At 32.6% G+C, this 24707-nt stretch carries 26 protein-coding genes and 1 pseudogene; all 27 read left to right on the top strand.

Features of this window, described 5'->3' with window-relative positions; translation table 11 throughout:
• Nucleotides 1–32 precede the first annotated feature (32 nt).
• Nucleotides 33–320 carry a hypothetical protein gene (locus tag ABC382_RS00135; protein WP_412926310.1) on the top strand — a complete coding sequence of 96 codons (288 nt, stop codon included), beginning with the start codon at nucleotides 33–35 and terminating at the stop codon, nucleotides 318–320.
• A 29-nt stretch (nucleotides 321–349) separates the two neighbouring features.
• A complete protein-coding gene (locus tag ABC382_RS00130) occupies nucleotides 350–700 on the top strand; it encodes a hypothetical protein (protein ID WP_412926309.1) in 351 nt (116 codons plus the stop codon).
• A gap of 25 nt (nucleotides 701–725) precedes the next feature.
• Nucleotides 726–1358: a hypothetical protein gene (locus ABC382_RS00125; protein ID WP_412926308.1), complete on the top strand. Its 633-nt coding sequence runs from the start codon at nucleotides 726–728 to the stop codon at nucleotides 1356–1358.
• Nucleotides 1359–1428: 70 nt separating this feature from the next.
• A complete protein-coding gene (locus ABC382_RS00120; protein WP_412926307.1) occupies nucleotides 1429–2034 on the top strand; it encodes a DUF5052 family protein in 606 nt (201 codons plus the stop codon).
• Nucleotides 2035–2208: 174 nt separating this feature from the next.
• A complete protein-coding gene (locus tag ABC382_RS00115) occupies nucleotides 2209–3114 on the top strand; it encodes a hypothetical protein (protein ID WP_412926306.1) in 906 nt (301 codons plus the stop codon).
• 38 nt (nucleotides 3115–3152) lie between these two features.
• The gene (locus ABC382_RS00110) at nucleotides 3153–3395 is read left to right on the top strand and encodes a hypothetical protein (protein WP_412926305.1); all 243 of its coding nucleotides are present in this window, start codon (nucleotides 3153–3155) and stop codon (nucleotides 3393–3395) included.
• Nucleotides 3396–3434: 39 nt separating this feature from the next.
• A complete protein-coding gene (locus ABC382_RS00105; protein WP_412926304.1) occupies nucleotides 3435–3605 on the top strand; it encodes a hypothetical protein in 171 nt (56 codons plus the stop codon).
• A gap of 247 nt (nucleotides 3606–3852) precedes the next feature.
• Complete coding sequence (locus tag ABC382_RS00100) at nucleotides 3853–4473, top strand: hypothetical protein (protein WP_412926303.1); 621 nt, start codon at nucleotides 3853–3855, stop codon at nucleotides 4471–4473.
• A 15-nt stretch (nucleotides 4474–4488) separates the two neighbouring features.
• Nucleotides 4489–4932, top strand: a complete 444-nt coding sequence (locus tag ABC382_RS00095; RefSeq protein WP_412926302.1) for a hypothetical protein — start codon at nucleotides 4489–4491, stop codon at nucleotides 4930–4932.
• Between the two features lie 35 nt (nucleotides 4933–4967).
• Complete coding sequence (locus ABC382_RS00090; RefSeq protein WP_412926301.1) at nucleotides 4968–5225, top strand: hypothetical protein; 258 nt, start codon at nucleotides 4968–4970, stop codon at nucleotides 5223–5225.
• A 29-nt stretch (nucleotides 5226–5254) separates the two neighbouring features.
• Entirely contained in the window at nucleotides 5255–5863 is a 609-nt protein-coding gene (locus ABC382_RS00085) for a hypothetical protein (RefSeq protein ID WP_412926300.1), read from the top strand.
• A gap of 33 nt (nucleotides 5864–5896) precedes the next feature.
• Complete coding sequence (locus ABC382_RS00080; protein WP_412926299.1) at nucleotides 5897–6031, top strand: hypothetical protein; 135 nt, start codon at nucleotides 5897–5899, stop codon at nucleotides 6029–6031.
• Nucleotides 6032–6065: 34 nt separating this feature from the next.
• Nucleotides 6066–6215, top strand: a complete 150-nt coding sequence (locus ABC382_RS00075) for a hypothetical protein (RefSeq protein WP_412926298.1) — start codon at nucleotides 6066–6068, stop codon at nucleotides 6213–6215.
• A 34-nt stretch (nucleotides 6216–6249) separates the two neighbouring features.
• Nucleotides 6250–6810, top strand: coding sequence for a hypothetical protein (locus tag ABC382_RS00070; RefSeq protein ID WP_412926297.1), 561 nt, complete (start codon nucleotides 6250–6252; stop codon nucleotides 6808–6810).
• A gap of 156 nt (nucleotides 6811–6966) precedes the next feature.
• Entirely contained in the window at nucleotides 6967–7203 is a 237-nt protein-coding gene (locus ABC382_RS00065; protein ID WP_412926295.1) for a hypothetical protein, read from the top strand.
• An 83-nt stretch (nucleotides 7204–7286) separates the two neighbouring features.
• Entirely contained in the window at nucleotides 7287–7670 is a 384-nt protein-coding gene (locus tag ABC382_RS00060) for a hypothetical protein (protein WP_412926294.1), read from the top strand.
• A 111-nt stretch (nucleotides 7671–7781) separates the two neighbouring features.
• Entirely contained in the window at nucleotides 7782–7949 is a 168-nt protein-coding gene (locus ABC382_RS00055) for a hypothetical protein (protein WP_412926293.1), read from the top strand.
• A gap of 45 nt (nucleotides 7950–7994) precedes the next feature.
• Nucleotides 7995–8195, top strand: coding sequence for a hypothetical protein (locus ABC382_RS00050; protein ID WP_412926292.1), 201 nt, complete (start codon nucleotides 7995–7997; stop codon nucleotides 8193–8195).
• Nucleotides 8196–8488: 293 nt separating this feature from the next.
• A complete protein-coding gene (locus ABC382_RS00045) occupies nucleotides 8489–8989 on the top strand; it encodes a DUF3850 domain-containing protein (protein ID WP_412926291.1) in 501 nt (166 codons plus the stop codon).
• A gap of 94 nt (nucleotides 8990–9083) precedes the next feature.
• Nucleotides 9084–9308, top strand: coding sequence for a hypothetical protein (locus ABC382_RS00040; RefSeq protein ID WP_412926290.1), 225 nt, complete (start codon nucleotides 9084–9086; stop codon nucleotides 9306–9308).
• A gap of 335 nt (nucleotides 9309–9643) precedes the next feature.
• Entirely contained in the window at nucleotides 9644–10384 is a 741-nt protein-coding gene (locus tag ABC382_RS00035; RefSeq protein ID WP_412926289.1) for a GIY-YIG nuclease family protein, read from the top strand.
• A 45-nt stretch (nucleotides 10385–10429) separates the two neighbouring features.
• Nucleotides 10430–11131 carry a DUF2225 domain-containing protein gene (locus ABC382_RS00030; protein WP_412926288.1) on the top strand — a complete coding sequence of 234 codons (702 nt, stop codon included), beginning with the start codon at nucleotides 10430–10432 and terminating at the stop codon, nucleotides 11129–11131.
• 24 nt (nucleotides 11132–11155) lie between these two features.
• Entirely contained in the window at nucleotides 11156–11506 is a 351-nt protein-coding gene (locus tag ABC382_RS00025) for a hypothetical protein (protein WP_412926287.1), read from the top strand.
• 420 nt (nucleotides 11507–11926) lie between these two features.
• Nucleotides 11927–12127, top strand: a complete 201-nt coding sequence (locus ABC382_RS00020) for a hypothetical protein (RefSeq protein ID WP_412926286.1) — start codon at nucleotides 11927–11929, stop codon at nucleotides 12125–12127.
• A gap of 115 nt (nucleotides 12128–12242) precedes the next feature.
• Nucleotides 12243–13430 carry a hypothetical protein gene (locus tag ABC382_RS00015; RefSeq protein ID WP_412926285.1) on the top strand — a complete coding sequence of 396 codons (1188 nt, stop codon included), beginning with the start codon at nucleotides 12243–12245 and terminating at the stop codon, nucleotides 13428–13430.
• A 1116-nt stretch (nucleotides 13431–14546) separates the two neighbouring features.
• Nucleotides 14547–19961, top strand: a complete 5415-nt coding sequence (locus ABC382_RS00010) for an S-layer homology domain-containing protein (RefSeq protein WP_412926284.1) — start codon at nucleotides 14547–14549, stop codon at nucleotides 19959–19961.
• A 450-nt stretch (nucleotides 19962–20411) separates the two neighbouring features.
• Nucleotides 20412–24707 (top strand): annotated as a pseudogene (locus tag ABC382_RS00005) (M26 family metallopeptidase); the annotation flags it as partial.

Below are 24707 nucleotides of genomic sequence, written 5' to 3'. Positions count from 1 at the left end.
ATTTTTAAAATTTAATTTCAAGGAGGAATAGTATGTCTATTTCAGTTGTAAGCGGTCAAATGAGCTATAAATTATTAACAAATAAAATGCCTGCTGTAGAGTATGCAACAGCAAAAGTGCATATTTGGATGAATATGTTGAATCGAGGTCAAAGACCGAAAAAGTGGTTAAAAGCCAATAGTAAGGGAACGAAAGTTAATTTTGATTATATTAAATCAGAAGCGGAATACGAAAAAGGATTAATTGATTTACAAGTATACATTGATGAAATAAATAGCGAGTTTGGACTAGAAATAAAAATAGCTAGGAAAGAATTATAAAAGTTGATTTAAATAAAGGAGTGTTGGAATTGTTAAATGCAATAAAAGAAGAAGAAAAAATGATATATCGTATAGTAGCACAAAGAGAACACATTACTATTACAGCCGATACAGTAACAGAATTAACTATGGATGAAGCTGAAAAAACTGCAATAGCAGATGTTTTAGGTGGCGTGAATGCATTAGTAGGTTTAAAACCATTCGTAGCATTACCAATCACAACGAAAGAACGTTGGGATGCAGGTAAAATGAATTTCTGTCCACGTTGTGGGATTAATCTAAGTGATTGTGATTTGGAAGAAACTGCTTATACCGATTGTTCAAACTGTGATGTTTCTCTAGAAGTGCATATACAGCTTCATGATGAAGTCGAAGATTGAATTAAACCCAAAGGAGGAAATCAAAATGAAATTTAAAAAAGGATTAAATTATATTGTCGTTCCTACAATAATCATTTCGTTGACAGCATGTTTACTTGAAAGAAAAGTAGTGAGTAAAGAAGTTAAGAAGATGATTGAGGATTTAAAGTTTCTAAACAATTTGGGAAAAGAAAAGAAATCTAATACAAAAGAGGAGCGAAATGCAGTAAGTAACTCTGAAAATGATGCAATTGCAATAGCTACGCAGGCAATAATACAAGCTGAGTCTACTCATTTACAAACAGATATAGAGCTTTACCAATATTTAAAAGATTGTTCGATTGATGAATTAAATGAATTAGCAAGTGAATTAATTCGAATAGGTATTTTAGATATAAGAAATAATTTTAGGGATGGTGTAAGTATAAAGTTTTTAGCTGATTCTCTGCATAATTTACCTGTTTATTTAAATCATTTCACATTATCTAGGGAAAATGTAGGGTGGCTTAATTTGGAGCAATATCATAAAGAAATTCTTTATGCTTGTACTCAACTAGTCAAGATGGATATGAATGCTGATATATGCGGAAGTATTAGGGGAGCTAAATTTTATAATGATTGGAATGACAATGGTTATATAGATCAAATAAAAAACAGCTTTAAAAGAAAGGCTGTATAGAGAGCTGTTTTTAAAAAGAAAACACTAGATTTTCAATCTATAAAGAAATTGAATTTGGGAGTGCTTTTAATTGAAAAAATTATTGAAAATTCTAATTGTAGTGTCGCTAATTGCTATACTAACAGCTTGTAACTTACTGGAATATGAAGTAGGGAATTTAAAAGAAGAATTAAATGGTAGAGAAATGTTAATACAAACTTACGATGAAAACAGTCAACTTATTGACCGTGTACAAGGTACAAGTATTGGAATAAATGCAGATAAAAAATTCTCCTTAGAAGATTCAGAAGGTAATACAGTTGAAAAATCATCAGTTCTAAATATCGTAGTGGGAGAAAAGCAAATGCTCCACGTTGGTAGTAGCCTTATTGCTCATGAAACAGGTCTTCAAAATTTGGTTGAAGAATATGCAAAACAAGTAGATATCAATAACTTCGATAGGTCAGTTCCTTTTCTCAATCGCATGGTAACTGACTTGCAAAATATTACCACAGGTAAAAGTAAAATTATATTGATTCGTAGCCAAAGTGGACAACCATTAGCAACTTTCGCAGGTGATGAAGTTAGTTATTTTTCTACGAATATTGATAAATCAACAGCATTATTAGTAGATGGGAAATTTCTATTAATCTATCGTTGTGACTACAGTATTTATGATACAGCTTTATTGAAATAAGGGTTGAACTATGGACAATTCAAATCACAACAAAATTGAAAAATATGAAGAAGGGATAGACCTTTTTGGTTTTTCATACATCACTTTCAAAATACGCATACCTAACAAAAAACGTGTTATTGAAATGGAATGGATTCTTTATATTACACCTAAAGAGTAAGGAAGGTGAATTGAATGGAATTGAAACCTAATTTGATGAAACCATATCTAAAAAATTATTACCTTAATTTGTTGGAAGAAACAATTTTAGATCACAGTATACCAATGGAAGAAAGAATATTGGCAATGGATAAACAAGAGGAATGTCTCTCTAAAATACGTGAAGAAAATCGAATTAAGGTTATTAAGTCAGGAAAACTACTAAAATACCAATCATTAAGAGTACCTGTACCATTGATTAGGTTAGAAATGAGTGAGTATGCAGTGGGGAATGGGGAGTTTTCTTTTCCCTTCTTTTTAATGAAATGGGGGAATGAAGGTATTGAAACGATTACTTTTCATGAGTTCCCTAAAGCTTATAAATTAGTACAAGCGTATGAGACTTGTTTCAATATTATCAGTGAGGATGTATTAGTAAATGATGCTTTAATTAGCCAATGGCTAGATGTAGAAGGATACAAGTGGTTTCACTCTTGTGAAGATGTATTACCAACACCCTCAGATTGGCGATATTGGCGCAAGAACGGAAATCCAATGAAAAAGAGTGGAATAATTAGCGAGAATACTAGTAAAGATAAAGTTCGAATTAAAGAAATGGATACCAATACATTGATGATATCTATAAAAGATCAAAGGTTGATAACCTTGCCACTTACATTGGTTTTTTCACAAGTAACAATTGCAGGGGTGATTCCTGTTTCTTCTCTAAAGGCTACATTTTTTCCTCCACTTAGTAAATTTAATATTGATTCAAAAGAACGTAAGATTAATTTTCCTTCACGTAAGGAAAGGGTAATCAAAGCTAATTTTTTCAACGGAGTGATCTTCAAAGTGAAAAAAGATAAAGATAAAAACAAATTAATTTCTTTGATAGATGATGCTTTTTATGCCTTCCAAAAAGAACACAAGTCTTGGTTTTAATTTGGTTTTATTAATTCTAAGAAATGGAGGAAGTGAACGTGAAGATTACGGACATCATATTGCCAACCTTAGATGAAATGGATGCAATGAGTTTGGTTGAATTAAAAGAATGGGCAATAAAATTAAAGCCGTTTTATAATACACGATTTGAAATCAGTGAAATTTATGGACATGTGGAATATAAAAAAGCGATTAGGTATTTATGGTTTGAACAAATGATTGAAAATATTACGAGTGGGATTGGACGTTGGGTACGAGTTGCGGATTATCCTAAAATTTAAAATGAATTTTAAAAAATATATAGTAAGGAGATATATTCGTTGGGCTATGATGAATGGTTGTTAATAGGAAGCGAACCAAAGTCGTCAAAGATTTTTGAAGAAATTTATGATGATGGAAATATGCTCTGTATATATTGTTTTACTAAATTGCCAAAGACGCATCCTGTAACTGTTTGTGATGATTGCAATGAAGTTAATGAATGCAAATAAATGTATTAGAAAGAGGAAAATGCACGAAATGGGACATTATTTTTTTATCTTTATGGGATTATGTTTAGGTTTGTTTTGTGGGATCGGACAAGGGTTAGGGAGAAAAAATAATTCACGTGTTTTATCGGTTGTTGCTTTTGGCATATTAGGTACGTCAATAGGCGTAATGCTAGGTGTTGTAGTGCATTTTATGCATATACAATTTAATCGGTTGTTAAATTTCTAGTCGAGGAAAAGGAGAGATTTTATGTGGAATGAAGTTAAATCTCAATACCGTCAAATTAAAGAGGGATTGTACGTTATAGCAAACAAAGAACTTGTGAATGGGGATATTGTGATTCCTAAAGGGACTGGCGGTAAAATTGTACACGCTCAAAATCAAGTAAGTGCTGATATTTGGTTTTATGATAATTCGAAATATCAAAAACATTTAAAAGTCGAAACAGACCATTTTAAATCTACTCAATTTAGAGGAGTAGTTTTGACTCTTAAAGGCACTGATTTTGCAATTAAATATAAGCACGAAGAACACAGTGAAATGACGTTTGATGAAGAACAATTAGCAACAATACCTTATTTAGATTTAACACAGTTACCGTCACAAGAGGGTAGGAGATACAACGGAAATGAGAAAATCCTTGAATTTAAGTTAACGGATATTGTTGATTCAATCGAAAGTGATTTTAGTGTGTTTGTAAATAAATTAGAACAACGTCCATCGACGGAAGACGATAGTGGTGATTTAGATTATGTATTTACAGACGATTCAATTGAACTATTTGAAATTGAGAGAGAAAAAATATTAGAACCTTTTATAAAAACAACTGGAATTTATTACAATTTTTTAGGTGGTGCAATTTATGATTAACACAATAGGTCAAAGTTGCAAATCACGTTTGAAGAAAATGTAAAAGAATGGGTGGTTATTATCAAAAAAGTTAAAGTAACTATTATCTTATTTTTGGTTTTATTAGTATTGACCGCTTGTGCTGAGAAAAAGGAAATTATAAATGATGAAGAAGTATACACAATTGAAGATATTCGTTTTGAAGAAGATTACGTTTTTATTGATACAGAACAAGAAACTTTTGTATATCCTTCTTATAAAAAATTGGACTTTAGGAAAACTAATGAACCCTCATACATTAGTTTCAAAATTATCGAAGATAAAGATCACACCTTAAATATATTTTATTTTCTTATGCGTGAAGAATTTAAAGAAAAAACAATTGAGGTTTTTATCAATGAAGATGCAGTAAAGGATATTAGTAGAAATTATGCTACCGAATTTAAAGAGACATTAATTTTTACAGATGACAGCAAATAAATGTATATAACTTGAAAGTTAAGGAGGAAAAAGTGATGGGTGTAACCTTATTTTGCTACGAAATCCACGCAAATGCAGGATTGGCTAACGATAAAATAACAGGTGAAAACGCTAAAGCGTACACAAAAGTAGAGTTTGATTTTAAACGCAAATTAAGTGACGAAGAATACAAGAAAAAACATGAGCAAGAAGTAGTAGCTATGCTATCAAAGCAATTAAACATTATAGAGGAGTATTTCAAACCAATAAGTATTATAGAGTATTTTGACAATCACGATGATGAAGAATGTTGAATGTTTTAAAGTTGGAAAGGGGAATCTTAATGAGTGTATATACAGGTGAAAATATTGTTGAAATTGAGACTGGCAAGACTCTAAAGGTAAGGCATGATCTTGATGAATCTACAGGTATTTCAATGTCTAATTCATTTGATTTTTTTGCAAATTATGTATTAACAGGAGTCGTTAGAGGTTTTCTTTTAACAGATGAAAACAAGATTTGGAAACGAAAAAGGTTGAATCAAATTCAAGTATCAGATATGGAACATGCTATTAAAAACGGAGCATTTTATTCCGACTTTAATGATTCTAATTGGAATGAGTTAGTTGAAATGGGATTAGCAACAAAGCATCGTGGATGGGATGACGATAGTGCATATTACAAAGTGACAGAAGCAGGAAAAAAAGCATTAGAATTAACAGATTATCAAGTAGGAAAGTTATTACATTGTTTCGGTTTAGATTATTCAAAGAAACCATATAGAAATTACTACTGTTGTAATGATTTTAACGATGAATGGGAAGATCTGATTGCTAAGGGATATGCAAAAAAGGATATCAAAGAGGATGGTATTTACTATCGTGGAACTTTAAAAGCGTTAAGAAAAGTGTACAGGAAGAATATAAGTATAAATTATTTTGAAGCTATTTAATTGAAAGAAAATTCCTAATAAAAAGGAGAAGTTATGAAAATATTTGATGATTTAATAGAATCATTAGAATTAGATATTTACCCTCATAGAATTGCTATTATTTCTTTATTTATGGCTTGGGTGATAGGAACGATTGCTATAGTATTGGGGTATTTAACGAATGCTTGAACCATATTGTTCAGCCAAAGGAAGGGGTATTTACATGGATATTTATAAAGTTATAAAGCAAAAGAATGAACTTGAAAAACTTTATGAAAACTGGACAAAGCAAGGTTTGAGCGACAAAGAAAAACGCATACGATTAAATGTTTATTTGGATGAAATGAAGCAAAAATTCAACAAAGACTACTGAACATTTAGAGTATTGTTAAGCAGGAGGTGATATTGTGGCAAAAACAGAGGAAACGATTAAAGTAGAAAATGCTATATGGAAAGCAACAGCAAAACAGGGAGTTTTCGGTTGTTTTGAAGTTACTATTGGTTGGTTTGGTGATGAACGAGTAGACTATATGACTTATGACACAAAAGGAATTTGGCGGTGTTTTGAAATAAAAGTTTCAAAATCTGACTTTTACAGCAAAGCAAAGAAAACATTTATAGGTCATTTCAATTACTTTGTATTACCAAGTAAAGAACTATATGAAGATGTTAAAGATGACATTCCGAAACATATAGGAGTTTATATTTGTGGGGTTATAGTAAAAAGACCAAAAAAACAAGTATTACAAGTAGATGAACAAGTTTTAAAGAACTCATTAATTCGTTCTCTATCACGTGAGGCTACTAAATTATATAAATCTGAGAATCCTAGAGTCATGGAACAACATAACCGTAGAGTCAAGAGATTAGAAGACGATGCTCGAAGGTATAGAGAGGAGTTGCAAAAAATGCATTCACTTTTATATTTAAAATTTGGTCGTAATTGGCAAGATGTGATTGGTATGTAACTAAAGATTGAACAGGGAGCTTTTTAATATGAAAGAAACATTTGTACTACAGGCTTTAGCGGTCTTAAAGGAAAACAATGAGAATCCTTGGTTTAGACGCACAACGATTGTTGAATATTGTAGGGATGGAGTTCAGTTATAGAAGGGGTGAGAAGAATGGATTTTAAAAAAGAGATTCCAATATGCTACTGTGGTGGCGATACTGTATTAATAAATAAGAACTTCTCTGTTATATGTGAAAATGAAGAGTATAACATTAGCAATGCTACTGTTGAGAAATGCAACACTTGCGGAGATATGTTTATTCAGGAGAGAACTCTAAAACTTGTAGAGAGTATTATAGGGTACTACCCTTATGGTTTTGAGAAACAAATTTTTCAATTTTTTGATTGACTATTGTTCAATATAAGGATTATTTGAAAGATATTGTTCATTAAAAGAAATATTATGTGGAGTACAAATGGTGATGGAAAGGAATGAGTAAATTGACAGAAATAATAACTACACAAATGGTTAATAAACATTTAGTGAGTAAAATACAAGAAATTCAGGGTAGATTAAACGAACTAAAAGGTGACGATGAATATGCAGAAAGTATAAAGAGGGAGATTGGTTCTATTGTTTCATTTTTAACTAAGCAAGGGTTAGAAATTGAAAAAGAAATGTCGGGAATCTTGGTACTAAAATTTATAGAAGTCAGACTAGATTACGTTGTTAAAGCATTGCATGAAGGTACTACAAAAAACTTCTTTTATTTTGACGCTGGCATATTAAAGCCAATTACTGATTACAAAGTTTTTGATAAAGAAATACTGGACAATCCCTATATAATTAAATGCTATGAGCAAATTGCACAGTAAAGGGGAATTAATAAATGAGTGTAAGACCAAAGAAATTCGTTTGTGAAAATTGTAAAAAGGAAACTTATATAGATTTAGACAAGTGCAAATGCTACCTAAACGGAGAAATGTATGGAAAGAAAGAATGTGACTTTAAAATTGTTAGAGATTGCTGAACATTTTGAGAATCATATAATGAATGTCGCAGGGGCATTAACAACATTATCAATTTTAGGATTTGTTTTAAAGAGAATGTTTAATGCAAATGGTAAAGAACTATTATTTAAAATTAGAGGATGAATGACTTGAACATTAGATAAGTAAGTAGAGAAGGAGATATAAACAATGACACTAGAACAATATATAAAACGTAGAGATAATGGTCAATCATTAGTAGAAATCCAAAAGGAAAAGCTATTAAGTGAAAGTACGGTATGGACATTAGAACTTGGTTATCAATGTTACTTACGCAAATTACCTTTAGATAAAGCGGTTTCTTTTATCGAAAATTTAACGGTAATTGACCCAACTCAATTAAAGAAATAAAAACAGTATGTTCATATTGTTAGTGAGGGATGGTGAGGATAATAGCAATTCCAATGTATTTCATAGGTGTAATACTTTCTCCGTTTATTGGATTGTTAGCAACATACATTTTCTTTAAAGATGCACACAGTATACATGAGGGTGAAATAGGTATGTTGATGTGCATAGGCGCAATAATTTTTACGATTGGGTTTACTCTCATTCCATTACTATTAATGCTGTAATGGATAATTTGAGTTAAATTTACTCATTCGTTAAAGACATAAAAATTCTCTAAGGTGGTGTCATTTACAATGATGTTAAAAAAGCTATTTAAAAGAAATAAAAAATCAAACCTGCCATTAGTTCAAGGTCTTGGGCATAGTAGTGATAAATCTATATTAAACTTCAATCCTAAAGAGTGGATAAAAGTTAATGTAAAAGAAGCGGTTTTCACAGATATTACAGTAGCAGGTTCTAAAGATATTTCTTCAACATCAGTTAAAACAACAACGTGCTATAGAACGTTATTAGTACATAAAAGCTTGAAAATATATGAAGTCAATATTGAATCGAAGAAATTCAAAGCGATCAAACAGGGGTCAAAAACGTTCATTATCCTCCAAAATGAATCTGCTTTAGAGATTGGAGGTATTATTAATTTATTTGAGGTAAGTGATGGAGAATGTAATGGCTTAAATGCACTTTATACTATTCGATATATTGAAGATATTGAACAACGAGAAGGATTAAAAGTAGTATCCATTGCTCCTTATAAAAATAATAACTTGCCACCCTCTAAATATATTAAGTAGAGGTTATAGTTTGCATTTAAGAATTTGAAATGTGGGTATAATGAAAAATATGATGTCATTAATAATTTGTGTGGAGAAAAGGTGAGTGTGTAAAATGTCTTTAGTTACAGACGATATAACAACATTGAGAACGGAATTAGAAAATGAATTATCTTCTATGAGTCCTAAAGATAAAATGACTTTAATTAATGACAAAAGAGTAAATTCTTATTTTCTATTTCTGCTTGAATACACCCAAGAAGAAGTGAGTCAAGAGACTATGCTAACAATAAAACAAGCGATAATTGGTTTAAATTTGAATGTAATGAACTGGAAATAATATAGTTTAAAAGACATTTTAAAAAACAAGACACAATAGCCGAATATTCTAGTGTAGTAGTAAATTGAAATCATAACAAATGAATTTCCTTTTAAAAAATTATTTTTGCATCGTGAATAAAAAAATGTATAAATGAGAGAACTAGCAAATTAGTAATTATCATTCCTATTTTACTTTAAATCGGAATTGGTATAAGTGTGCTAGTTTTTTTGTTGTGCAAAAGTGTGTAAAATTGTTTAAAAGTGTTTAAATTTGTTTCTAGTTATTTAGATATGCTATAATGAATACAACAAAAATGTTAAATTATATGAAATAAATACAAGGGGAATTTGCAAATGAATTATTGGTTTTTCCGATTAAAAGGATTCCAAGAAGGATTTTCAGACCCGATTAATATACAAGATGGTGTATTTGAAGCAGAAAATAGGGATGAAGCCAAAAAAAAATTATGTGAAAAATTTGGGAAACTACCTTTTAGAAAACCTAAAAATTGTATAATAGGAATGCAGTACCTTTGGCTGACAGAAAGTGACCAATATTGGTATGATTATCATAACAGTCCTGTTACTATAGAATGTAAGAATTGTCATGAAACGAAGACAATAATAGGTAAACGTAACTTGTTTTATTACCGTGATAATGTTTTTTGTTCCAAAGAGTGCAGAGAAGAAGAAAGAAATAATTACCTTTCTGAGTGGATAAGTGAAGATGACCACGTATTAACCTCACTTGATGAAAAGAACGAGGAATTAATTGGCTATGTATATAAAATAACAGATAAGAGAACTATGGACAGTTACGTTGGTCAAACTGTTAAACCACCATTATTTAGATGGTGGCAACACTTGAAGAATGGTCGGTTTGAAAATGCTAAATTAACAGACTTAGTTTTTGAAGTTTTAGAGATTGTTACCTTCGAAAAAGGTAATGATAATGAACTACTTAAATATAAGGATGGTCAAGATAAATTAAATAAACGTGAAGCCTATTATATAGAATTATTTGACTGTGTTAGTGAAGGATATAATGCAGTTCAACCATTAAATGAACGAACACTTTTTACAGAAATGCTTTAATAAAAGTGAGAATTTTAGTGGTTTATTGTAGGGGAGGGATTGAGCATGGCTTTTAATATTTATTATTACGACAGTAAAGTGAAATGTAACTACTGCAAACATCATTTCACTACGTATAAAGTACGTCCAAATCGTTTTAAAGCTATAGATGAAGATACTGATTTTATGACGATCTATGATGGGATAAATCCATTGTTATATGAAGTAGCTGTTTGTCCTTCTTGTGGTTATGCATATCATAAATCAATGACAAGAACATATGAACCGTTTATGCAACTTATAGGAGAAATTTATATTAAACAGTTGCAGAAACCAATGAATATTTGTAATGAGAGAACAGTAGATGATGCCATTGCAAGTTTTAAACTGGCGTATTTAGTTTCTAAAGCTTCGATGGAAGAACCGTTAATAATGGCGAACTTCGCTTTGAAAATTGCTTGGCTGTACAGATTAAAGCAAGATAAAGAATTGGAACGGCATTACCTATGTTCTGCAAGAGAATTCTATAGTAAATCTTTTGCAACGAACAAAGAAGGTGAAGAAAGAATACAGTACTTGTATGCTGAGTTAAGCCTAAGAGTAGGTGATATTCCAGAAGCTAAAAAAGCTTTTTCACGATTGTTAGCAGGTCGTGATGTTTCAAATAAATATCGGAAAAAGGCACGTGAACGTTGGGAGAACTTTAGATATGACAATGAAATGAACAATATCAAAAAAGAAGTGAACAATGTTCAATCTCAATCATAGGAGAGAAGTATGGGAGGTTTTAAAATGTTAGTAAATAAACTCGATGCAACCGAAGCAGAAATTTTTTCAGAATTGCATCATTTCTTATTAAGAAGGAACAACCGTATATTATCAAATGATGAAGTAGTAAATCAAACTGGCGTATCATCTGAATTGATTTATAAATGGGTGAAAAATGGCAAGTTAAAACAAAGTGTTTTCCCGAATTTAGGTGCGCCATGTGAGAAATGCGGTAAAATCACAAGTCGTCCAAAACTCTGTATAAGCTGTTCAACTACGATAATTGATACTCTAAACCAAGAGGAAAAAGATAAAGCATGGTTTGATAAAATCCAAAATCGAGATAGAAGAAGAAATACGTATCATTATAAGTGAGAATAAATGGAATTACGAACATTTTAATTCTTCATTCCTTCTCCTTATACCCCAACCAATAAAAAATAAACTAATTGATAGAAAAAGGTTAGAAAACAAGTAGCCTTCTTCAATCAATTAGTTTTTTTATCTTTATATGCTATCGTTTTATTATGTAATGAAGTGTATATTTATACACATGCGTTCGTTTGCATATTTTTTTGTGATAAAAAGTTTAAAAGGTGATAAAATACATAAAAAACCTTGAATTGACAAGGGTTTTTAGCTATGGTACAATATTACCATAACTTTGAAGAAATGGTAGTACACAAATTAATTCACGCTTTGTTCGTATTTTTTTATTCTTATTTATTCATTTAAATATACATGTGTAAAATCTGTTTCTGCTCTGTTATAGAAAAAAATAAGGAGAAATTATTTATGGAGGAAGCAGTTTTTCATTTGGATGAAGTTGCAGTAGAAGCTTACAGTAAATTAATAGAATTAAGCCAATGTAATCAAATTATACTGGCGCAAATGAAAAAAATAAATAATCCAAATCTAACTATGCTTGAACAATTAGCTGTTCAAATTGACCAAAAAGTGATGTCCAACTTAGAATATATCAAAAAAAATTTATAATGAATTAAGGTCGATAATTACAGAAAAAAGTGAACAATATTTAAAATGGTAAAAGGGTGAATAATCATATTCGCCCTCTTATTTTAAATGTTTTACTTCGAGAGGGATGTATTAGATGACTACTTTCGACTATAAAATGAAAGCAGTATGTATTGATAATGACAACGATATTTATATTGTAGATAATATGAATAAGAATTTAATCTTTACATTTGGTGTAGTTTGTCTTTCAAATTATAGAGAAGAAAATGAACATTACATTTCGATAGGGAAAATAAAAAGTGAAATTATAAATAACGAAATACATAATGTATCATGGGATGGCTTCGTAAAAAGGGATTTTTCAGAACGTTATAAAAAACAGTATTTGTTTAACCTAAATTTAATCACTAGAAAATTGATGTCTGAGTTTGAATCGTACTTAAAAGGTAAGCGTATACAACAAAATGAATTGATATCTGAATTATGTAGGTTTTTGGACCAAGAAATTTTTAATGTTAATGAAATGCAAAAAATCGTCATTAGGCAGTTAGAAGAAGGGGATAAATTACCTTTAGATGCTATTTACATTAACCTAACTGGATTGACACAAGAAAGTAATACTATATTATCTAAAATGCCGTTAATCACTAATTTCAATGTTCTCAGTGGTGATTCTACATACATGAAGGGATTACCTTCTATAAAATTTGATCGAGATGAAATGTCCTTTGTTTTAAATGAAAATACAGGGGAACAAGTTATAGCTTATAATCCTATAAAAAAAGAAGACGAATTGATTATTAAGTATCCAAAATTAGAAAGAGCAGTATGTTTTCCGATTGATTATGTGCATGAGTTTTCCTCTAATTTCTCAGACTATTTCTATCCAAATGGGGAAGCGATAATATGTCCTGTTAAGGTAGAGAAAGATGGGGAGATAAAAAAACAATTGGCAGTCGTTAAAATAAGAGTAAATACTTTTGCGTTTACAACAGCAATACAGGATTTTAAAGATATATTAGAGAACTCGAAGTGTACTGAAATAATGCATTTAGCTTGTTTGCATAGTGTGCAGTTATTCAGTACAGCTATAGAATTATCCGAGTGGCTACAAAAAAATTGGTCATTATGTAATTTATCAGTTGAAGATATTGAGTTAATTAGAGAAAAGATTTATACAGAAAAATTCGACAGTTTGTATGCACAAAGTAGATTGTATTACATGCGAAGTGAAGATGCTCCACATTATAAATACATAGCTGAACCCTTAACAGTTTTACAAGATATGATAAAAGCTTTGTATACGGAGTGGTGTAGCTAGTTTGTTTAAGACTTACTAAATAATGAGTAAGTCTTTTTTTGCTTTTGACAAAAAAATGTCATTTGTCGTATTATTAATTTAAATGCAAGACATTTATAATGGGACAGTTCTTTTAAAATAGGATTTCACATTACTAGGGAAACGTACAACCCAAACAAAGTCTTTTAAAAGACATTTTAAATTTAATGATAGAAATTTGGATAAAGAACATCCAAGCTAAATTTTGTTTATAAATGTAGGCTTGCATTTCCATATGGTAGGGGAGTTTGTTTCTGCAAAAAACAAATTAAGCTACTTTTGCATATTTGCAATCGACTTGCTTTTGTTTTGACAAAAGCCTTCTGTATATTCGCCATCACTGCGTATTTGCAAATGCGTACACCGTGAAAAAACAGAAGAAAAATCTTTATTCAGTATGATGATTGGATAAAGAAATTTGTGCAGTATAAAATTGGTCTTTATAAGTCCTATGGAATAAGCTTTTAAAACAAATATATGGTTTTTTGAATTCTTTTTAATTGTATATTTTAATTTTGTGAGAAAAAGTTGTGTATTGATCTTTATGTCTATTGCTAGTGTACAGAGCAATAAGGCTATTGTTTAATCACAGTTAGTATTTATATTTTATACCCAATATTAATAATGCTTCCTTTAAGTATAGTGTTATGGAAGCCATTAAAGAATAATGTACTAACCATCTACAAGCGCAGTAGATGGTTTTTTGTTTGTCTTTTTTAAAAAAAAGTCTTCTATATAGATAAGATATTAAAGTTATATGTATTTGACTTTTAAGGAGATTTTATCATCATTTTAATGATTTTTTACTATATAGTGCTTTCAAAAAGGAATTTTTTATTGTATATTGATTTTGTATTCACGTAAAGTGTATATATCATTTATGTTTGTTCACATAAAGTGAATTCCGTTTTGGGTGAAAGTGAATTGTGAGTAGAATGAGAAAAGCGTAGAAAAAACGATTTGAAATTTGATGGTATATTTGAATTTATTTGTTAATGTCATGTAATCCATGAAATTTTAAACGAAAAATGTGAATCGACTCGTTTATCTCATTCTCTCAATTCAATAAAAATTATATATTATGAAAGGAATGGGAGAATGAAGAATAATAAAAAAGATGCTTCAAGGCAATCTGCTAGAAAGTCGAAAATGTTAGGTAAAGTAAATAAGAGTATGATCGCAGGTGCTATAGCATTAAGCTCAATTGCTCCTACAATGGTTCTAAATATTGAAACTGCTAATGCTGCGTTTTCTGGTGGATTAGGTACAGTAAATGACCCATATATCATTACCTCCGCTTCTCAATTGGTAGAGTTAGGTAATTATGTAACGGGTTATTTTAAACTTGGAAATGACATTGATTTCGGATACATGCCTGTAACACAAATCGGTACAGATTCTTTGCCGTTCAAAGGTGTTTTAGATGGAAATGGACATACTTTAAAGAACTTTAATATTGATAATGCAACGGCAGAAGCTACAGGTTTATTTAATTATACAGAAGGTGCAACTTTTAAAGATTTAAAAATTGAGAGTGCAAATGTTACTAATACAAAAGGTGAAGTTGGTATTTTAGTTGGTAATTCTTATAATACTAGCTTTATAGATATTGAGATTTCAAATTCATCTGCCACTGTTAATCCTACTTCTTCTGTTGATACTGCTGTTGGTCTGTTAGTAGGTAAGTTTCAAGGTAATAATAAGTTACCTTCTGAAATCAAAAATATTAAAGTACAAGGAACTGTTACAGGGAAAAGTAGAATCGGTGGTGTTATCGGACACCATTATGTTGCGTCAAGTCATGTAAATATCATAGATGGTATTGATGTTGATGTAATTGCAAATGGTACAGGGTCAACTTCCTACCCTGCAAAAGTTGGTGGAGTGATTGGCGTTGCCACTGCTTCGAACTCTCCTTCTACAAGTTCATTCACCTTTAATAATGTAAAAGTTAGAGGAGAACTTACAAGTACAGCTAAAATTGGTGGGCTTATTGGTCATACTAATGCCAAAGTTGAAATGAATAATGCAATAATCAAAGCATCACTCAAAGGTTTGGAAGGTGCTACTTCAACACTGTATTTAGGTGGTGCTGTAGGTGATGATGGTAATGGTGCTCGTAGAGGTATCTTTGTTAATTCACCAGTATTAGAAATCGCAAAAGATACTAAATATGCAAGTGTAATTGTAGGTAGCAAAATATCGAGTAATCTTTCTTATATCAATCCTAAATATATGGAAACTATGACATTAAAAGGTGGAGTAAGAAGGGATAATGAAAGTGGTGCAACGTTCTCTACTTACTCACAAGCACAAAGTCTACAAAAAGCAACATATGCCCAAGCAGGATTTGATTTCAAAGATACATGGGGTATCTATGAGGGGCGAAGTGAACCATTCTTGCTATTTGCTATGACTGACGCAGAAAGAGAAGAATGGGAGAAGGAAAACCCACCTGTAGATATTTATGCAGAAGCGAGACAAGCAGTTGAAAAAGCAGAAAGAACACATCTGCAAAGTGATGTCGATACTGCTCAATCTCTAATCAATCCATTACCTACTGGCACAGAAAAAACAGAATTGCAAAATCGTTTAAATGCTGTTCAAGATGCAATCAATAAAGCAAAAGCATTAGAACAAGCTACTAAAGCGGTTGAAAAGGCAGAAGCTACACGGACTAGAACTGATTTTAACACGGCTCAAACGTTAGTTACTGCATTGCCAAGTAGCTCAGAAAAAACGGCACTGCAAAACCGATTAAATGCATTACTTTCAATTATTGAAGGAATCGAAGCCGATGAACAAGCTTTAGCAAATGCCACACGTGCTGTTGAAAAAGCGGAAGCGACACGTTCTCAAAATGATATTGACTATGCACAAGGCTTGGTAACGGCATTAAAACCAAGCACCGCTAAAACTGCGTTGCAAGATCGTTTAGATGCTCTCCGTAAATCAATTGAAGAAGAAAAAGAAAACGATGAAGCATTGGCAAAAGCAACAAAAGCTGTTGAGAAAGCCGAAGCAACTCGATTAATTTCGGATATTGATTATGCACAAGACTTAGTAACAGCATTAAAACCAAGCACAGCAAAAAATGCATTACAAGCTCGTTTGGATGCATTGCGTAAATCAGTTGGAGAAGATAATGATGCATTATCAAAAGCAACGAAAGCTGTTGAAAAAGCGGAAACAACACGCTTAGACTCTGATATTGATTATGCACAAGGTCTTGTAACAGCATTAAAACCAAGTGCTGAGAAAAATGCATTACAAGCTCGCTTGGATGCTTTACGTCAATCAATTGATGAAGAAAAAGAAAACAATGAAGCATTGGCAAAAGCAACAAAAGCTGTTGAAAAAGCCGAATCGACACGCTTAGATGAAGATATTGAATACGCACAAGGCTTAGTTACAGCATTAAAACCAAGTACAGCCAAAGATGCTCTGCAAGCTCGTTTAGATGCTTTACGTCAATCAATTAAGGAAGAAAATGATGAAGCTTTAGCAAAAGCGACAAAAGCTGTTGAAAAAGCGGAAGCTACACGCTTGGATTCTGATATTAATTATGCACAAGGCTTAGTAACGGCATTACGACCAAGTGCTGAGAAAAATGCATTGCAAGCTCGTTTAGATGCATTACGTAAATCTATTGAGCAAGAAAACGATGAAGCTTTAGCAAAGGCGACAAAAGCTGTTGAAAAGGCAGAAGCAACACGTTTAGATGCTGACATTAATTATGCACAAGGCTTAGTTACAGCATTAAAACCAAGTACAGCTAAAGATGCCCTACAAGCTCGATTGGATGCATTACGTAAATCTATTGAACAAGAAAATGATGAAGCTTTAGCCAAAGCAACGAAAGCAGTTGAAAAAGCCGAATCGACACGCTTAACTTCTGATATTGACTACGCACAAGGCTTAGTTACAGCATTAAAACCAAGTACAGCTAAAGATGCTCTGCAAGCTCGATTAGATGCATTACGTAAATCAGTCGAAGAAGAAAAAGAAAATGATGAAGCATTGGCAAAAGCAACAAAAGCTGTTGAAAAAGCGGAATCATCACGTTTGATCTCTGATATTGACTACGCACAAGGCTTAGTTACAGCATTAAAGCCAAGCACAGCAAAAAATGCATTGCAGGCTCGATTAGATGCTTTACGTAATTCCATTGAGGAAGAAAATACAAACAATGAAGCTTTAGCAGAAGCAACACGTGCTGTTATCAAAGCGGAATCAACACGCTTAGATGCTGATATTGACTATGCTCAAAAATTAGTAACAGCATTAAAACCAAGTACAGCTAAAGATGCATTGCAAGCTCGCTTAGATGCATTACGTCAATCTATTCAAGAAGAAAAGGAATACAATGAAGCATTAGCTAAAGCAACACGTGCAGTTGAAAAAGCCGAATCGACACGCTTAATTTCTGATATTGACTACGCACAAGGCTTAGTAACGGCATTAAAACCAAGTACTGAGAAAAAGGCATTACAAGAACGGTTAGATGCGTTGCGTAAATCTGTAGAAGAAGAACAACAAAATGATGAAGCTTTGACAAAAGCAACAAAAGCTGTTGAAAAGGCGGAATCGACACGTTTAATGACGGATGTTGATTATGCACAAGGCTTAGTTACAGCTTTAAAGGCAAGCAAAGCCAAAGATGCATTGCAGGCTCGATTAGATGCTCTACGTAAATCAATCGAAGCGGAAGGTACTGATAATGAAGCATTAGCAAAAGCTACCCAAGCAGTTGTTAAAGCAGAATCAACACGCCTACAAACTGATATTGATACTGCACAAGGGCTAGTAACTGCATTAAAGCCAAGTAAGGAAAAAGATGCATTACAAGATCGCTTAGATGCATTACGTAAATCAATTGAACAAGAAAAAGCTGATAAAGAAGCTCTTGAAAAAGCTGAGGATGCAGTAGAAAAAGCAGAAGATACTTTAAAACAAGAGGATAAGGATACAGCTCAAGATTTAGTAGACAAACTTCCAAATGGTAAAGATAAAGACCGATTGCAAGATCGCTTAGATGCGGTGCAGGATGCAATTGATAAAGCAAAATCTAACCAAGAAGCGTTGAAAAAAGCGACAAAAGCTGTAGAAAAAGCGGAAGCTACTTTATCCCAAACAGATATTGATACAGCACAACGTTTAGTAACAGCTTTAAAATCTAGCAAGGAAAAAGAAGCGTTACAAGCTCGTTTAGATGCACTTCAACATTTAGTTAACAAACAAAATTCGGAAAGCCTAGCATTAGCAAAAGCTACTCAAGCTGTAGTAAAAGCTGAATCTACTCGCCAACAAGCAGATATTGATACAGCACGTGAATTAGTCTTTAAACTTCCAAATAGCACAGAAAAAGATGCTTTATATGATCGTTTAGATGCTTTGCAAAAATCTATTGATAAAGAAAAAGCAGATAAAGAAGCATTAGCAAAAGCTACAAAGGCTGTGGAAGTTGCTGAATCAACTAAAATGCAAAAGGACGTTAATACTGCACAAAATCTAGTAGCTGATTTGTCTGGTAGTGAGGAAAAATTCAAACTACAACAACGTATTGATGCCATCAGTCCAGTAATTCATATTGATGAAAATGGTACAGTAACAGCAACATTCAAATCACCTAAAACTCAACAATTAAAAGTTGAAACAGATGATTTGAAAATTGAACTGGAAAATGAATATCAAAACGCTTCTATGGTAAAAGTGGTTTGGAAAACAGTTGCAGGTAATAAACGTCAACTTCAAGTCATTGTAGATGGCAAAGAAGCTGAATCATTTAAGAAACCTGCGAAAGTTTCTGTGAAATTGCCACAAGCTTACTTGGTACGTGAGGTTGCAGATGGAAGTTTAAGAGCAGTATTGTACAAGTATGAACAAGGACGATATGTATTTGAAACAAATGTTTCAAATGACGTGTACATGTTCACTACTAAACAACGTAACTTTAAAGATACAGACGGTGTGTATAGCCAAGCAGAAATTAATGAACTGGCATCACGTTACGTAATCTACGGTACTACTCCAACAACTTATACTCCTAATAAAGATATTACTAGGGGGCAATTCTCTGCACTAATTGCACGTTCACTTGGTTTGAGAACTGATAAGGCGACTACATTCTCTGATATGCAGGGTCATTGGTTTGCAGGTGAGGTACAAGCATTAAAAGATATCGGGATTATTCAAGGTAAAGGGGCAGATAAATTTGACCCGAATGACACATTAACACATCAACAAACTGCGTTAATGATCTCTCGCTTACTTGAGTATTTAGGTAGTGATGTACCACTTAATAATCCAACATTCCATGACAATTCAGAAATTAGTGATGAAGCATGGAAAGCTGTAGGTCAATTGCAATCAGCAGGTATCTTAACAGGTACTACAAAAAATAACAAGTTTGAACCTAACGCAAACTTAACAAGGGCAGAAATGGCTAAAGTGCTATACAATACGCTTGATGTTGCAGGCTATATGAAGGATTCAAAAGCTAATAAAAAATAGTTAATGAAAAGAGAAAGTCGGACACTATCGACTTTCTCTTTTTGTTTTCCTCAATAGTTTTTTAAAACAGAATTTAAAATAAAAAACATTCTATATCGAAAATATATAAAAATTATATATATGTGATTATTAATAGGAATTATTCATCCTATTAATGATTTTTTACTATTTTCTACCTTTCAAAAAGAAAGGTTTTATTGTATATTATTTTTGTGTTCACGTAAAGTGAATATTGATTTCGTGATGACAAGTAAATATTGGCGAAAAAAGGTTTTAAAATTTGATGGTAATTTGAATGAAATTTAGTTTATAAAACAGCTTTCCTACACTTCGGGGGTTAGGGGAAATGAATTTCAATATTACATACTGTAATCCATGAAATTTTAAAACCATTTTTAATTCCATTGAAATTATTTGTAACGAATCAAAAATAATGAAAGGAATGAGAAAATGAAAAATAAGAAAACAAAAACAGGTAAAAAAAGAAAAAGCAACACTGCTAGTAAAGTTGTAAAAGGTGTAATGGCAGGGGTTATTACCATGAGTGCAATTGCACCTACTATGGCTGTGAATGTAAAGGCAATGGAAGAAGTCTCCGTCTTTTCGGGTGGAGAAGGGACAAAAGAAAGCCCTTATATTATTACTGATTCTGCTCAGTTGGCGAAGATTATTGATTTCCCAACAAGTCACTTCATTTTAGATGCTGATATTAACTTTTCAAGAATGCCTTTGCTCAATCCGATTGGGAACTTTAACAATCCATTCAAAGGCGTATTTGATGGTAATGGTCACTCAATTTCAAATTATACTTTGACTTCCAATGCCGAAGGAACTTCTACAGGACTGTTTAACGTTATTGACGGAGCAACTATAAAAAATCTTACGATTGAAGATGCTGTTGTCTCAAATAGTCGTAGTAAGATGGGTGTGCTAGTAGGTTTAGCTAAAAATCCGACAATTCAAAATATTAAAGTGAAAAACTCCCATGTTTCAGCTTTAGCAAATACTTGGTCACAAACTACAGGGCTTTTAGTGGGTTCTTTAGAAGGTACTGATAACGGAACAACAGTAATCAAAAATATTGATGTAGAAGGAAATATTGATGGTTACGGTTATATTGGTGGTTTAATCGGAAAAATTAGTGGCAGTTTCAAAGAAGCCAATATTATGAATATTGATGCTAACGCTATTTTAAATGGGCAAGGTATGGAAGATAATGTTGGTGGTCTGATCGGGCTAGTAGATGCATTGAATACAAAAATTAGCAATATTAAGGTAGATGGAAAGGTAATTGGTTCAGAAGCTGTTGGTGGTCTAATTGGTCAAGTGACTGGTGTTGCTAACAACTCGGTTATAAAAAATGTTTTCACAAAGCCGATAATAAAAGGTTCAACAGATGCTAATAGCAATATCTATTTAGGTGGATTGATTGGGACAGATGGGGGAGGCATTCGTGAAGGTATTACTATTGCTTCACCATCTATTGAAAATCCAACCGCTTCACCAAACGCACATGTAGTGTTTGGAAATGCATTTACAAGCAATCACCTCTATTATGACACTAAATATCTTAAAACTATTGATCTAAAAGGTGTAACAAGTGAAAAAAGCGGTATCACATTCGCTACGTTTACAGAAGCCCAAAAATTACAACAACAAACGTATAAGGATTTTGATTTCGGAACTATTTGGGGCATGTATGAAGGAAAGAGCGAACCATTTTTACTGTTCTCCATGACAGATGAAGAAAGAGCCGAATGGGAAATAGAAAATCCCCCTGTTGATATTTATAAAGATGCAAGGTTAGCTGTTGAAAATGCGGAAAAGACCCAACTGCAAGAAGATATAAATACGGCTCAAGGGCTTGTTACAAAGCTACCTACAGGTGAAGAAAAAACGAATTTACAAAATCGTTTAAATATAGTGCAAGATGCCATTAATAAAGCAAAAGCAATTGTTGAAGCTACAAGTGCTGTGGAAAGTGCAGAATCATCTCAAACACGTGAAGATTTCAATTCTGCTCAAGAATTAGTTAATGCATTGCCTAGCAGTGAGGAAAAAACAGAGCTTGAAAAGCGTCTAAACGAATTGCTTTCCATCATTGAGGAAATTGAAACTGACGCTGACGCACTGAAAGAAGCAACCAAAGCGGTAGATAAAGCAAATTCAACAAGGTATCAGTCCGATATTGATATTGCACAAGAGCTAATCACAGCATTGAAACCTAGTGAAGAAAAAGATGCATTACAGGAGAGACTAGATGATTTAATTGAAAGAATTTATCTATATGAAGTCATGAATGCAATGCAAGCCGTTGAAGAAGCCGAAAAGTCTAAATTAAAGGATGATATTGATAAAGCACAAGAGCTAGTGACTGCTTTAAAACCAAGTGAGCATAAAGTGGAGTTGCAGGAACGTATAGATACTTTAGTACAATCTATTGAAAATGAAAATGCTGATAAACAAGCATTGGCTAAAGCAACACAAGCTGTTGAAGAAGCAGAAACAACACGTTTGCAAGCTGACGTTGATACTGCACAAGACTTGGTGACTGCCTTGAAATCAAGTGAGGAAAAGGAAGCCTTACAAATACGATTAGATACGTTGGTTCAATCTATGGAAGATGAAAATGCTGATAAAGAAGCACTAGCGCAAACAACGCAAGCTGTTGAAGAAGCAGAAACAACACGTCTACAAGTTGACATTGATAAAGCACAAGAATTAGTGACTGCTTTAAAACCAAGTGAGGAAAAAGAAGCTTTACAAACACGCTTGGATTCATTAAAACAAGCTATTGAAATGGGTGATAAAGAATCACTAACCCAAGCAACACAAGCTGTTGAAGAAGCCGAAATATCACGTTTGCAGGCTGACGTTGATAAAGCGAAAAATTTAGTGACTGCTTTAAAACCAAGTGAGGAAAAAGAAGCCTTACAAGTACGCTTGGATGCTCTACAACAATCTATTGAAGATGAAATAGAAGTTAATAAAGAAGCGGAGGCAAAAGCTTCACAAGCCGTTGAAGAAGCCGAAATATCACGTCTACAAGCTGACATTGATAAAGCCCAAAGCTTAGTGATTGCTTTAAAACCTAGTGAAGAAAAAGAGATATTACAAATACGCTTGGAAGCTTTACGACAATCTATTGCAGAAGAAAAGGAAGCCTATGAAGAAGCATTATTAAAAGGTACAAAAGCAGTTCAAAAAGCAGAAACAACACACCTACAATCAGATGTTGATTTAGCCCAAAAATTGTTAGATCAACTAAAAGTAAGTGCTGAGAAAGATGCACTTCAAACAAGATTAAATGTGGTGCAAGAAATAATTAATCAAGATATTGCAGACCAACAAGCATTATCGAAAGCAACGGATGCTGTTGAAAAAGCAGAAATTACACGTCTGCTAACTGACATTAATACTGCTAAAGTTCTTGTAGAAGCTTTAAAGCCAAGTGAAGAAAAAAATGCACTACACTCTCGATTGGATGCACTGAGTAAATCAATTGATGAAGAAATAAAAAATGAGGATGCATTAACAAAGGCAACAAAAGCTGTTGAAGATGCTGAAATTTCTCGTTTGAAAATTGATATTGAAACAGCTCAAAATTTAGTAACTGCTTTAAAATCAAGTGAAGAAAAAACAGCATTGCAATCACGTTTGGATACATTACTTCAATCCATTAAAGAAGAAAATGAACATGTTGAAGCATTAGCATCAGCAACGACTGCTGTTGAAAAGGCAGAAGAAACACGCAAACTGGAAGACTTAGATAAAGCGCAAAATTTAGTAACTGTATTAATGCAAAGTACTGAAAAAACAACACTTCAAGCTCGATTAGATGCACTGCGTTACTCGATTGAAGCGGAAAATACAGAAAATGAAGCGTTGGCGAAAGCTACTCAAGGTGTAGTGATAGCAGAATCAACACGTTTAAAGGCAAACATTGATACTGCCCAAAAATTAGTAGATGCGTTAAATTCTACTTCGGCAAAAGATGCATTACTGGCTCGATTAGATGCACTGAAAAAATCTATCTCAGATGAAAAAGAAGCTGAGATTGAAGCATTTACAAAGGCAACACAAGCTGTTGAAAATGCTGAAAAGACACGTTTAGAATCTGATATTAATAAAGCAAAAAGTCTAGTGGATAAATTACCTGCAAGTGATTCAAAAGCTAATTTAAAATCAAGACTTGATGCTATTCAAGCTACAAATGAAAAAGAGGATTCTTATAAAGAAGCATTAGTTCAAGCGACTAAGGCTGTTGAAAAGGCAGAATCAAGTTTATCGCAATCAGATATAGATGTCGCCCAACGTAAGGTAACAGCTTTATCATACAGTGCCGAAAAAGTAATTCTCCAATCACGCTTAGAAGCTTTGCAGAACTATGTGAACAAGCAAAATACAGGAGATCAAGGATTGGCAAAAGCTACTCAATCTGTAGTTAAGGCTGAGTCCACTCGTTTACAAGCAGATATTAATACAGCACGTGAATTAGTTTTCAAAATGCCAAACAGTATAGAAAAAAATGTATTAAAAGGTCGGTTAGATTCTCTGCAAAAATCCATTGATAAAGAAAAACAGGACAAAGAAGCATTAGTGAAAGCAACACAAGCCGTTGAAAAAGCCGAATCGTCAAAATTACAAAATGATATTACTAAGGCTCAAAGTTTAGTTGCAGAAATGTCAGGTAGTGAGGAAAAATTCAAACTTCAACAGCGTATTGATGCCATTAGTTTAGTGATT

Source organism: Lysinibacillus phoenicis (assembly GCF_047238325.1).
Lineage (GTDB): Bacteria > Bacillota > Bacilli > Bacillales_A > Planococcaceae > Lysinibacillus > Lysinibacillus irui.
The sequence above is the reverse complement of the archived record's forward strand: the minus strand, read 5'-3'. Positions and strand labels throughout refer to the sequence as shown.

Coding starts and splice junctions, on each gene's coding strand:
- ABC382_RS00135 (WP_412926310.1), top strand. CDS start 33: ATGTCTATTTCAGTTGTAAGCGGTCAAATGAGCTATAAATTATTAACA.
- ABC382_RS00125 (WP_412926308.1), top strand. CDS start 726: ATGAAATTTAAAAAAGGATTAAATTATATTGTCGTTCCTACAATAATC.
- ABC382_RS00115 (WP_412926306.1), top strand. CDS start 2,209: ATGGAATTGAAACCTAATTTGATGAAACCATATCTAAAAAATTATTAC.
- ABC382_RS00100 (WP_412926303.1), top strand. CDS start 3,853: ATGTGGAATGAAGTTAAATCTCAATACCGTCAAATTAAAGAGGGATTG.
- ABC382_RS00090 (WP_412926301.1), top strand. CDS start 4,968: ATGGGTGTAACCTTATTTTGCTACGAAATCCACGCAAATGCAGGATTG.
- ABC382_RS00085 (WP_412926300.1), top strand. CDS start 5,255: ATGAGTGTATATACAGGTGAAAATATTGTTGAAATTGAGACTGGCAAG.
- ABC382_RS00080 (WP_412926299.1), top strand. CDS start 5,897: ATGAAAATATTTGATGATTTAATAGAATCATTAGAATTAGATATTTAC.
- ABC382_RS00075 (WP_412926298.1), top strand. CDS start 6,066: ATGGATATTTATAAAGTTATAAAGCAAAAGAATGAACTTGAAAAACTT.
- ABC382_RS00065 (WP_412926295.1), top strand. CDS start 6,967: ATGGATTTTAAAAAAGAGATTCCAATATGCTACTGTGGTGGCGATACT.
- ABC382_RS00060 (WP_412926294.1), top strand. CDS start 7,287: ATGAGTAAATTGACAGAAATAATAACTACACAAATGGTTAATAAACAT.
- ABC382_RS00055 (WP_412926293.1), top strand. CDS start 7,782: ATGGAAAGAAAGAATGTGACTTTAAAATTGTTAGAGATTGCTGAACAT.
- ABC382_RS00050 (WP_412926292.1), top strand. CDS start 7,995: ATGACACTAGAACAATATATAAAACGTAGAGATAATGGTCAATCATTA.
- ABC382_RS00045 (WP_412926291.1), top strand. CDS start 8,489: ATGATGTTAAAAAAGCTATTTAAAAGAAATAAAAAATCAAACCTGCCA.
- ABC382_RS00040 (WP_412926290.1), top strand. CDS start 9,084: ATGTCTTTAGTTACAGACGATATAACAACATTGAGAACGGAATTAGAA.
- ABC382_RS00035 (WP_412926289.1), top strand. CDS start 9,644: ATGAATTATTGGTTTTTCCGATTAAAAGGATTCCAAGAAGGATTTTCA.
- ABC382_RS00030 (WP_412926288.1), top strand. CDS start 10,430: ATGGCTTTTAATATTTATTATTACGACAGTAAAGTGAAATGTAACTAC.
- ABC382_RS00025 (WP_412926287.1), top strand. CDS start 11,156: ATGTTAGTAAATAAACTCGATGCAACCGAAGCAGAAATTTTTTCAGAA.
- ABC382_RS00020 (WP_412926286.1), top strand. CDS start 11,927: ATGGAGGAAGCAGTTTTTCATTTGGATGAAGTTGCAGTAGAAGCTTAC.
- ABC382_RS00015 (WP_412926285.1), top strand. CDS start 12,243: ATGACTACTTTCGACTATAAAATGAAAGCAGTATGTATTGATAATGAC.
- ABC382_RS00010 (WP_412926284.1), top strand. CDS start 14,547: ATGAAGAATAATAAAAAAGATGCTTCAAGGCAATCTGCTAGAAAGTCG.